The following is a 10,702-nucleotide window of genomic DNA, read 5'->3' on the forward strand; positions in this document are numbered from 1 at the left end:
TGCGGTGCGCTCCTCATCGAGCGGCCCCGGAGAAGCGCTCTGCACAGAGCACCACTGCTCCTCGGAGAAGGCGAGTCCGTTGACGCGGAGCACTGCTTCGCGATAAAGGGCGTGGGAGCGCGGTCATCCGGCCGATCCGCGGACCATCCCGTCCGTGCTCGGGGCCGGCGGGCCTCGGAACCGGCGTCAGGACGGAGTGCGCACCTCCGGGACGCCCCTTGTCCAGCCCGACGGCACTGCGCTCGCCGCGGCTAGAATCGCGGGCGTATGTCTGAGCTCACCCCGCCCTCCGATCGCGCCGCAGCGGCGCACCCGTTCACGACCGCGACCGGGAGCGACGTGCGCGTCCGCTTCTGCCCGTCCCCGACCGGGACGCCGCACGTCGGCCTCATCCGCACCGCCCTGTTCAACTGGGCGTACGCGCGGCACACGGGGGGCACGTTCGTCTTCCGCATCGAGGACACCGACGCGGCCCGCGACAGCGAGGAGAGCTACGAGCAGATCGTCGACGCGCTGCGCTGGCTGAAGCTCGACTGGGACGAGGGCGTCGGAGTGGGCGGGCCGCACGGTCCGTACCGCCAGTCCGAGCGCACCGACGTCTACCTCGACGTGATCCAGCGCCTGCTGGCCTCGGGCCACCTCTACGAGAGCTACTCCACCGCCGAGGAGATCGACGCCCGCAACGAGGCCGCGGGCCGCGCCAAGCAGCACGGCTACGACAACTTCGACCGCGGTCTCACCGAGGAGCAGCGCGCGGCGTTCCGCGCCGAGGGTCGCAGCCCCGCGCTGCGTCTGCGGGTCCCCGACGCCGACCTCTCCTTCGACGACCTGGTCCGCGGCGAGATCACCTTCCCGGCCGGCTCCTTCAGCGACTTCGTCGTCGTGCGCCCCAACGGCCAGCCGCTCTACACGCTGGTGAACCCGGTCGACGACGCGATCATGCAGATCACGCACGTGCTCCGCGGCGAGGACATCCTGCCCTCCACGGCCCGCCAGATCGCGCTGTACCACGCGCTGATCGACATCGGAGTGACCACCTTCGTGCCGCGCTTCGGCCACCTCCCGTACGTGATGGGCGAGGGCAACAAGAAGCTCTCGAAGCGCGACCCGTCCTCGAACCTCTTCCACCACCGCGACCGCGGCTTCATCCCCGAGGGCCTGGTCAACTACCTGGCCCTGCTCGGCTGGTCGCTCACCCACGACCGCGACGTCTTCTCGATCGACGAGATGATCGCTGCGTTCGACGTCGCCGACGTGAACCCCAACCCCGCGCGCTTCGACCTCAAGAAGGCCGAGTCGATCAACGGCGACCACATCCGCCTGCTCGCGGTCGACGACTTCACCGAGCGCACCGTGCCGTACCTGATCGCGGCGGGCGTGCTCGACGGCGAGCCGACTCCCGCGCAGCGCGCCGTGCTCGACGCCGCCGCCCCGCTCATCCAGGAGCGCATCGGACTGCTCGGCGAGGCGCCGGGCATGCTGGGCTTCCTCTTCACCACGGCCGACGCGCTGACGTACGACGAGGACGCGCTCAAGGGCCTCCCCGCGAACGCCGGCGACGTGCTCGCCGCCTCGACCGCCGCGCTGTCCGCGGTGCCCGAGGGGGAGTGGCTGACCGCCTCGATCCAGGCCGCGCTCGCCTCGGCCCTGATCGAAGGCCTCGGGCTCAAGCCTCGCATCGCCTACGGACCGCTGCGCACCGCGATCTCGGGTCGCCGCGTCTCGCCCCCGCTGTTCGAGTCGATGGAGATCCTCGGCAAGGCTGAGTCGCTCGCGCGCCTCTCGCGCCTCGCCGACCGCACCTCCGCCTCCTCCGGACCGGCCTGAGCATGGCCGATGCGGTGGGAGGGCACTACGACATCGTCGTGATCGGCGCGGGCCCGGCCGGTCTGTCGGCCGCGCTGAATCTGGCGCGCGCCCGCCGCAGCGTGCTGCTGCTCGACAGCAACCGTCCGCGGAACGCCGCGACGCTGCACTCGCACGGCTTCCTGACGCGCGACGGAGTCTCTCCGCTCGAGCTCCGCCGCCTCGGCCGCGAAGAGGTCGAGAGCTACGAGGCCGCCGAGGTGCACAACGCCCTGGTGACCTCGGTCGAGCGCTCCGGAGGCGAGTTCCTCGTCTCCGCGCGCGGCGTGCGCGGCGCCGCGGACCGCGCCGTCGTCGCCACCGCCGTGGTCGTCGCCGCGGGCCTCAGCGAGAAGCTGCCCCGCCTGCCCAGCCTCCGCGCCTACTACGGCACCGCGGTGCACAGCTGCATGGAGTGCGACGGCTACGAGAAGGCGGGGGAGCCCCTCGCCCTGATCGGCGAGACGTCCGATCTCGCCGAGCGCGCCATGCTGCTCTCGCAGTGGTCCACCGACCTGGTCGTCTTCACCAACGGCATCGGAGTCGTCAGCGACGCCGACGAGTCGCTGCTCGGCTCGATCGGCATCCGCGTCGAGCGCCGCCCGGTCGCCGACCTCGCGGGCGAGCGCGCCCAGATGACCGGCGTGCTGCTGGAGGACGGCGACGTGATCCCGCGCACCGGTGCCTTCGTCCGCCCGATCTGGGTCCCCGTCCTCGAGTACCTCGAGGCCGCCGGCCCCGAGACCGATCGCGACGGGTTCCTCCTCGTCGACGCAGGAGGGCGCACCTCGGTCCCCGGCCTCTACGCCGCCGGCGAGGTCACCGCCCCCGGCCCGCAGCAGCTGATCGTGGCCGCCGGCTCCGGAGCGCAGGTCGCCTCGGCCGTCAACCGCGACCTCGTGCGCGCCCGTCTGGGCGAGGCCGCACCCGAATCGGAGGCCCACGCGATCCACGAGGCCGGCGTCGATTTGAGCGGCGTGCGCCCGTAGGGTAGTGTTCTTCCTCGGCGCCGGAAGTTCTTCCGGTCGCCGCCTGGCCTCCTCCCTCACCTGTGGATGGCCATTGGGGTATGGTGTAATTGGCAACACGGCTGATTCTGGTTCAGTTGTTCTTGGTTCGAGTCCAGGTACCCCAGCAGTTCTGCTCCGCTTCGGCGTGAGCATCGGCGCACAGCCTTTCCCAGTCAGCCGTTTCGGCTCGGGGAGCGCGCCGGATCCGCGCTCCCGCCGCTGTTCCGCGTCCGCTTCGGAACGGCCGCGGTCGGCGATGGAGCGCACTCGACGCGAACCGGGCCCTTCGGACTGATCGGGCCCCTGTAGGCGCCCGCCTTCCCCCGCCAGCGGACGCGGAACGGCCTCGACGATTGGTTCGACGCCCGATCCGCGACGACTCGCAGCGGTCCGGATGCGCCGGTCGGGGCACACGGAACGCGATCCGTCCACTCCGCCCGGCTTCTGCACCGCGCGATGACGCTGACGCCGTGCGGGCTGAGCGGAGTCGGAGGTCCAGCGCCGTCGCCCTCACCCTGGCCGCGGTGCTCCCGCTGGCCGCGCTGCTCCTGCTCGCCGCACTGCTCCTGCGACTCCTTCCGCGTCGACGAAGCGCGGTCCTTCGGCAGCGACGTCTGCGGTGCCTCGCAGCCTCGGGCGCCCTCGTCCGCGTGCAGTGCGCGACGGGACAGGCGTCTGCGGCACGTCCCCCCGGCCGACGCCGCCGAGTCGCGGTCGCACCGCGCCGATCCCCGCCGCCCTCCGCTCCGCCTCGGGCCGGGGCATGCCACGATGAAGCCGTACATCGCTCAGAGACACGTCTCCGGCGTGTCCCGAGAAGGGGGAATCTCGTCCATGCAATCCGACCTGCTCTGGATCGTCATCGCGGGGGTCGTCGCCGGCGCCCTGCTGCTGCTGGCCATCATCGGCTTCTTCATCTTCCGCGCCTGGTACCAGGTGCCCCAGGCCGACGAGGCCATCGTGATCGTCGGCAAGAAGCAGAAGGGGGATGACGGGCTCACGTCCAACATGACCGTCATCACCGGCGGCGGCGCGTTCGTCAACAAGCTGACCCAGCGCTCGGACCGCATCTCGCTGCGGTCGCGGCAGATCAAGATGGAGCCGGTCGCGCAGACCAAGAACGGGGTGACGATCCACCTCGCCGGCGTCGCGCTCGTGAAGATCGGATCCACGGCCGACCAGGTACGCGCCGCGGCCGAGCGCTTCGCGTCGCAGGACCAGTCGATCGACGTCTTCACGACCGAGCAGCTGGAGGGCGCGCTCCGCGGTGTCGTCGCGAAGCTGAGCGTCGAGGAGGTCATGCAGGACCGGCAGAAGCTCGGTGACGAGATCGCCGAGGGCATCAAGGGCGACCTGCTCGCGCAGGGCCTCGTCCTCGACTCGTTCGCGATCCAGGGGGTCACCGACCGCAACGGCTACATCGAGGCCCTCGGCGCCCAGGAGATCGAGCGCGTCCGTCGCGAGGCCGACGTCGCCCGGATCAACGCGGCGCGCGAGGTCAAGGCCCGCCAGCTCGCCACCGACGAGGCGAACCTGATCGAGCAGACCGCCTACGACAAGAACACCGCCGCGGCGAAGTCCGAGGTCGGCCGGGCGAACGCCGAGGCCGAGCAGGCCGAGAACCTGGCCCGCGCCGAGCGCGAGCAGGCCGTCCTCGTGCAGCGCGCTGAGAACCGCCAGGCCGAGCTCGACGCCGACGTCAAGCGCGTCGCGGACGCCGAGAAGTACCGCCGCCAGACCGAGGCCGACGCCGACGCCTATGGGCGCGCCAAGAAGGCCGAGACCGATCGCCAGGTCGCGCAGCAGGTGTCCGACGCCGAGGCGTACGCCGTTCAGCGCCAGGCGGAGGCCCGCCAGGCGTCCGCCGCGGCTGAAGCCGCAGCCGTGAGCGCACGCGCCGAGGCCGAGGCGCACGCTCTGCGGGCCAAGGCCGGCGCCGAGGCCGAGGCCCTGCGTGCGAACGCGACCGCCGAGGCGGAGGCCATCCGCGCGAAGGGCGAGGCGAGCGCGGCGGCCATCGCGGCCGAGGCGGAGGCGCTCCGCGAGAACCAGGAGGCGATCCTGGGTCGCGAGCTCATCGGGCAGCTGCCGTCGCTCATGTCCGAGTTCGCCAAGGGCTACCAGAACGTCGGCACCATCACGCTGATCGGCGGCGACACCGCCGGCACGCACATCGCCCGCGAGCAGGCGGCGAGCCTCGCCGCGACCTTCGACAGCGTCAAGTCGGCGACGGGCGTCGACCTGGGGGCGATCCTCCAGGGTCAGGCATTCGGCCGCGGAGTCGGCGCGGCCGCTCAGGGGGCGAACCAGTCGGACCCGACCGCGGTGCCCTCGACGAGCTGAGCTCCGGTGGCAGGTCGCCCGGCCCGGTGCCCGATGATGGTGCCGGGTCGGGCGGCCGCGAGAAGTGCGGAAGTTCTCGGACGACGCGGTAACGCGAAAAGCGGACCGTGTCGCGCAGCCAGTGGTCGCGAACCGGCCAGCGAGGGAAGCGCAGGCCCCGGATGGCGACGAGTCACTGCGGCCGCGGCCGCCCACTGGACGTGGAAAGGTCCCTCCGGCCCGCTCAGGGCCCGGAATGCGTCCACTCGCAGGAGCGGCACCCGACCAGACAGCGTGTCAGCCGCCCCAGCGTCGAGGGTGCTCTCCCTGTGACTCGCAGACCGCCGTGCGGCAGGTGCGACCAATCCGGACGATGTTCTCCCGGCCCCGTTCTGCGCCGATCTGACCCCTCCGGCGCTTTCCGCCGCACGATAGTCGCCATGAGCGACCGAGAATCGATCGATGGCCGACCCGTGACCGACCAGCAGATCGCGGACTGGGCGGCGCAGGCCGAGCAGGGCTGCGACGTCGACGCCCTCCGCGCCCGTGGGCGGGGTCGCCCCGGACCCTCCGGTGCTCGGTCGCGATCGATCCGTCACGAACAGCAGCTCAGCCTGGACAGGCACGGCGTTTCGTGACGGATCGGATCACGCCGGCTACCTAGGAGGAGTGCTGAATGCGCTGCGGCAGCGCGGCACCGCGGCCGAGGCCGTGGCGGGCGGATATGCGCTCCCGACTCAGAAGTAGCGCCTCAGGTGCTCCCTCAGCGCGTCGTCGCACACGTACACGTACGTGCCCCGGATCCCGCGCGTCAGCAGCACCGTGTAGATGTTGCGGACATAGGCCAGCAGATCCTCGTCGGAGTAGATGATGCCCAGCTTCGGGTTGTTCTCCCGGCCCTTCGTGTCGTGGTAGTTCGAGCGGTCGAAGACGATCCGCTCCGCGACCGGATCGAAGCGCAGGTCGCGTCCGATGATCACGCCGGCGTAGTTCAGGTCGTAGCCCTGGACGGTGTGGATCGAGCCAACCTCGTCGATCGCGCCGGGGGAGTTGATCCAGTCGCGCTGGGTCTGATTCCACCGCAGCGACAGACCGTCGATCTCGATGTCGAACGCGTCCTTCTGCTTCTTGGTGATCCACTTCCATGCGTACCCGGCGATGAGGCGGGCGAGGCCGTGCTCCTGCTCGCGGAGCAGCAGCTCCCGGCGCAACTCGTGCACGTCGTCGAAGAAGCGCAGGTCGTATCCGCCGAAGTCCTCGCGCTGCGGGGACGGATCGTCGGACAGCACCGAACGCACGTACCCGACGTAGTCCTTGTCCGCGGCGATGCGCATCTGCGAGCGGAGCGGGTACACCCGGCTGTCCGCGGAGGCTTCCGCGAGGAGGCTCCGCGTCACCGCGGCCGGGAGATCCATCGGACGGACCGTCTGAGCGGTGTCGAGCATCAGGATCACGTGCCTGCTCTGCGCCCGGATCCAGTCGAGCTGCGTGTACTCGAGCGCGTCCTCACCGAACAGAGTCCTGTTGATGTCGGCGAACGTCGTGTTCAGGGGGCCGGAGGGCTGATTCGCCCGCTGGCTCAACCGGTGAGCCTCGTCGACGAGGAGGAGGTCGAAGGGCTCGGCGCTCTTCCCCACCTCGAAAGGCGTGAGCACCAGATCCTTCGACAGCCCCGGCGTGAGAGTGAAGACCCGCGCGATCGACCCCCGCAGCGACTGCTGCGGAACCACCAGTCCGATGCGGAGCGTCGACAGCAGTTCTCTGTGCCCCGGCGTGAAGAAGTCGCTGAAGACGGAGTCGCTGTCCAGCGGCTCCTCCGGATCGTGCCGGCGGATGTCCTGGAGCAGCTTCATCAGGTAGATCGCGACGACGGTCTTGCCGGTCCCGGGATCCCCCTGCACGACGACGGTGCTCCGCTCGCCCGATTCGAGGTCGGCGAAGAGGCCCTCGAGGATGTCCTCGACGGCGATCGCCTGGTCGTGGTTGAGCGCCTTGAACGGCGACAGCTTGAAGAGGTCGCTGTTGATGATCTCGGGGAGCGTCCGCTGGAAGAGGTGCTCCTCGGTGCGCAGAACCTCGAACACCTCGTCGAACGTCCGTCGGTAGGAGTCGCGGTCGAAGTAGTCGGCGTCGGTGATGCCCGCGTTGTGATTCAGCACCTGCAGCCTGCCCTCGCCCGACAACATCCGCAGGAGGAAGGACTCGAGGTCGAGGCACGCGGACTTGTTGAAGGTGTCGTCCAGGACGACCCGCACCCGCTCGAGCCGGCTCTTCTCGGGGGAGTCCAGATGCTGGCGGAGGCGTCCCTCCGCGTTCAGGGACTCGCCGACGTAGACCTCGGCCGCACTGTCCAGCACGTACACGACGGGCCAGTTGCGGTGCCGCGGGTCGGCTGCTCCCCACGCGCGGACCTGATCGGAGTCGAAGGGCAGGCGCTCGAGGCTAAAGCCGGTCATACTTCCCGCTCCGTCCGCGAGCCTTGTCGACGGGGTACTTCTCGCGGGTCTTCCGGAGCTTGGCGAGGACGATCCCGTCCGCGTCCACTCCCAGCCGGTCGGCGAGCAGGAGGCAGTAGGTGAGGACGTCCGCGAGCTCCTCGACGGCCGAGGGAAGGTCGCCGTCACCCCACTGGAAGCACTCGAGCAGCTCGCCCGACTCGATGCTGATGCTCTTCGCGAGGTTCTCCGGAGTGTGGAACTGCGCCCAGTCGCGCTCCTGGACGAACGAGCGGAGGGCATCGAGGACGTCGTCACCGGGCATGGCTGCCAACCTATTCGACCTGCGCGGTGCTCGTCGTCCGCGAGCCGGACTCAGCGGAGTGGTCACGAACCGGTCCTCGAAGAACGAGCAGGCCCCGGATCGGGTCGGCTCGCTGCGGTTCCGGCCGCCCGGTGGACGCGGAACGTCTCCCACGGCCCGCTCGAGCCCCCGATCGCGTCGACTCGTTGCGGAGCTGATCGGCGGGGACCCGCGAGCAGGGCTCCCGCGCCCGAAGAGCCCGGCCTGGGCGCCCAACTCGCAGACCATTGCGCACGCTACTGGGGTGTCCCCAGCTCCTTCCGCATCTGCACCGCCGTCGTCTCGTAGCCCAGCGACTCGTACAGCCCGCGGGCGGTCGTGTTGAAGCCGAAGACGTTGAGGGCCAGCGCCCGGTAGCCGAGCGCGAGCGCGTGCTCCTCGGCCAGCAGCATCGCGGCCCGCCCGAGCCCGTGGCCGCGGGAGGGCTCGTCCACCTCGACGTCCCAGATCCAGGCGACGCCGTCGAGCTCCTGCGGGTGAGGCCCCACCCAGATCACGCCGACAGGGAGCCCGTCGTCGAGGATCCGCAGCACGTCGTGACCGGGCGCGAGACGGCCGTCGGGGAAGAGGCGGTCGTGCGAGGCCTGCGCGTTCCGCTCGGCCGCCGCCTCGTCGTCGCCCGCGCGGAGGCGGTCGTCGACGTACGACGCGCGCTGCGCGGTCATCCAGCCGGCGAGATCGGAGGGAGGGAACGGCGCGAGAGAGACGGTCACCGCTCCACGGTCGCACGCCGTCGCCCGATCCGTCACGGACCGGACACCGCGCGCGCCCGGTCCGGCCCGCCCGTCACTGCGCGCGCCCGGTCCGGCGACACCGTCACCGAGCGCGGCCGATCCGTCTCGACTGACACCTCACGCGACCGATCCGCCACTCCCGGCGCCCATTCGCGACCGATCCGCCACTACCGGACGTAGTCCGCGACTGACCCGTCAGGAACGGCCGCTCGTCCCGAGCACGCACCGCCGTTCGCGACGGATCGCCTCACGGCAGTCTCGCCGTTGGACACTATCTGCGGTTCTCAGGACCTCAAAGCAGCAGAAAGTGCCCAACGGCGGCCGTCACGAGCGGTCCGCGTCCTCGCGCGCCGACACCTGGTCGGCGTGCTTCTTCTTCCCGAAGCGGGTCGCGAGGAACAGCAGCGACCCGACCACGACGTACCCCGCGGTGCCGAGCCACACCACTCCGGTCTGCTGGGTGAGCAGCACGATGCTGGCGATCGTCGCCAGGATCGGGACCACGCGCGGCACCGAGAAGTGCGGGTGGTCGACGCGGTCCTTCTTCAGCACCAGCACCGAGACGTTCGCCGAGATGAAGACGAGGAGCAGCAGGAGCACGGTGGTCTCGGACAGCGTGCCGACGTCGCCGAGGACGCTCAGCACCATCGTCACGCCGCCGACGACGATGATCGACACCCACGGGGTGCGGCGGTTCGGCAGGACGCGTCCGAAGGCGCTCGGCAGGAGCCCCGCCGTGGCCAGGCCGAAGCCGACCCGGCTCGCCATCACCATGAAGAGCAGTGCGCCGTTGGCGATCGCGACGAGCGCGATCAGGCCGAACAGCCAGGGCGGCACTCCCACTCCGCTGGCCGCGACCACGTCGAGCAGGGGTCCGGTGGACTCGGCGAGCTCGTCGATCGGGAGCACGATCACCGCGCCGAGGGCGATCAGGAGGTAGACGACGGCGGCCGTGAACAGCGCCGCGAAGAGCGCGCGCGGGTAGACCTTCGAGGGGTTCCGCACCTCCTCCGCCATGTTCGCCGCGGCCTCGAAGCCGAGGAAGGAGAAGAAGGCGACGATGGAGGCGGCGAACGCGCCCTGCAGCGGAGCGACCTCGGGGTTGAACTCCAGGACCCGGGAGAAGTCGCCGTTGCCGGCGCCGAAGAAGATCGCCGCGCAGACGATCACGATCACGAGGCCGCTGACCTCGATGACCGAGGCGACGAGGTTCGCGGTCAGCGACTCCTTCACTCCGCGCAGGTTCACGAGGGTGAGGATCGCGATGAAGACGAGGGCCGTGGGCACGGGAGGCACGTCCAGCAGAGCGCCCAGGTAGTCGCCCGCGAAGGCGTTCGCGAGGGCGGCGGCGGTCGTGATGCCCGACGCCATCATCAGGAAGCCGACGAGGAACGAGAGGTACGGCTTGCCGAACGCCCGGTCGACGTAGCGGGCCGCGCCGCCGGCGTGCGGGTACTTCGTGATCAGCTCGGCGTAGGTGCCGGCGGTCAGCAGGGCGATCACCAACGCGATCAGCAGCGGCAGCCAGATCACGCCGCCCACGTCCTGCGCCATCGTTCCCACGAGGGTGTAGATGCCCGCGCCGAGGGTGTCGCCGACGATGAAGGCGAACAGCAGAGGGCCGGTGATGACCTTCTTGAGGGATCCCTTGCCGGTGTCCGGAGAGCTCTCGCCGGTCGTGCGCGTCGTATCGGTCATCCGGTAACTCCACCCATCCGGGGGCACTCCGCGCAAGCCCCGGCGGTCGATCGCCGAAAGAATTCTCACGGACGAAACACGCCCGGACGCTTCGGGGATCGGGTCGACGGCATCCGCGGACCGGGGCCGGCGCGCGGTGGACGTGGAGCGCACCGTCCCGGCACCCGCGCCGGCGCCTGCTGCGTCAGGGAGTGGGGGAGGGGAGCAGGACCGGACCGGTCGGTCGTGGTGCCTCCGTCACGATGCCCTGGAGGCCGGGTGAGTCGTCGCCCGCCACGGAGCCGCTGCCGGCGA

At 70.6% G+C, this 10,702-nt stretch carries 7 protein-coding genes and 1 tRNA gene; 4 read left to right on the plus strand and 4 right to left on the minus strand.

The genetic code is table 11. The annotated features are described in order from the left end of the window. Nucleotides 1-267 precede the first annotated feature (267 nt). The 4 genes from gltX to IOC53_RS08655 all read left to right on the plus strand — a co-directional run bounded on the left by gltX (nucleotide 268) and on the right by IOC53_RS08655 (nucleotide 5,198). Nucleotides 268-1,827 (plus strand): glutamate--tRNA ligase, encoded by a 1,560-nt coding sequence (gene gltX / locus IOC53_RS08640; RefSeq protein ID WP_207404745.1) that lies wholly within the window; start codon nucleotides 268-270, stop codon nucleotides 1,825-1,827. 2 nt (nucleotides 1,828-1,829) lie between these two features. Beyond that, a complete protein-coding gene (locus tag IOC53_RS08645) occupies nucleotides 1,830-2,834 on the plus strand; it encodes an NAD(P)/FAD-dependent oxidoreductase (RefSeq protein WP_207404747.1) in 1,005 nt (334 codons plus the stop codon). Between the two features lie 74 nt (nucleotides 2,835-2,908). Further along, nucleotides 2,909-2,980 (plus strand) — tRNA-Gln (locus tag IOC53_RS08650). A gap of 709 nt (nucleotides 2,981-3,689) precedes the next feature. Then, entirely contained in the window at nucleotides 3,690-5,198 is a 1,509-nt protein-coding gene (locus IOC53_RS08655; protein ID WP_207404749.1) for an SPFH domain-containing protein, read from the plus strand. 716 nt (nucleotides 5,199-5,914) lie between these two features. Here IOC53_RS08655 and IOC53_RS08660 read toward each other — a convergent pair. From IOC53_RS08660 to IOC53_RS08675, 4 genes are all read right to left on the minus strand, one after another. Next, a complete protein-coding gene (locus tag IOC53_RS08660) occupies nucleotides 5,915-7,633 on the minus strand; it encodes a DUF2075 domain-containing protein (protein WP_207404751.1) in 1,719 nt (572 codons plus the stop codon). Beyond that, nucleotides 7,620-7,937, minus strand: coding sequence for a nucleotide pyrophosphohydrolase (locus IOC53_RS08665; protein ID WP_207404754.1), 318 nt, complete (start codon nucleotides 7,935-7,937; stop codon nucleotides 7,620-7,622). The genes IOC53_RS08660 and IOC53_RS08665 overlap by 14 nt, the downstream gene beginning before the upstream one ends. Nucleotides 7,938-8,212: 275 nt before the next feature. Next, on the minus strand, nucleotides 8,213-8,689 hold the full coding sequence (locus IOC53_RS08670; RefSeq protein WP_307786124.1) for a GNAT family N-acetyltransferase: 477 nt from the start codon (nucleotides 8,687-8,689) through the stop codon (nucleotides 8,213-8,215). Between the two features lie 345 nt (nucleotides 8,690-9,034). Then, nucleotides 9,035-10,408, minus strand: a complete 1,374-nt coding sequence (locus IOC53_RS08675; RefSeq protein ID WP_207404756.1) for an APC family permease — start codon at nucleotides 10,406-10,408, stop codon at nucleotides 9,035-9,037. Nucleotides 10,409-10,702 lie beyond the last annotated feature (294 nt).

Source organism: Rathayibacter sp. SD072, assembly GCF_017355185.1.
In the GTDB taxonomy this organism is placed as follows: domain Bacteria; phylum Actinomycetota; class Actinomycetes; order Actinomycetales; family Microbacteriaceae; genus Rathayibacter.

Coding starts and splice junctions, on each gene's coding strand:
- gltX (WP_207404745.1), top strand. CDS start 268: ATGTCTGAGCTCACCCCGCCCTCCGATCGCGCCGCAGCGGCGCACCCG.
- IOC53_RS08645 (WP_207404747.1), top strand. CDS start 1,830: ATGGCCGATGCGGTGGGAGGGCACTACGACATCGTCGTGATCGGCGCG.
- IOC53_RS08655 (WP_207404749.1), top strand. CDS start 3,690: ATGCAATCCGACCTGCTCTGGATCGTCATCGCGGGGGTCGTCGCCGGC.
- IOC53_RS08660 (WP_207404751.1), bottom strand. CDS start 7,633: ATGACCGGCTTTAGCCTCGAGCGCCTGCCCTTCGACTCCGATCAGGTC.
- IOC53_RS08665 (WP_207404754.1), bottom strand. CDS start 7,937: ATGCCCGGTGACGACGTCCTCGATGCCCTCCGCTCGTTCGTCCAGGAG.
- IOC53_RS08675 (WP_207404756.1), bottom strand. CDS start 10,408: ATGACCGATACGACGCGCACGACCGGCGAGAGCTCTCCGGACACCGGC.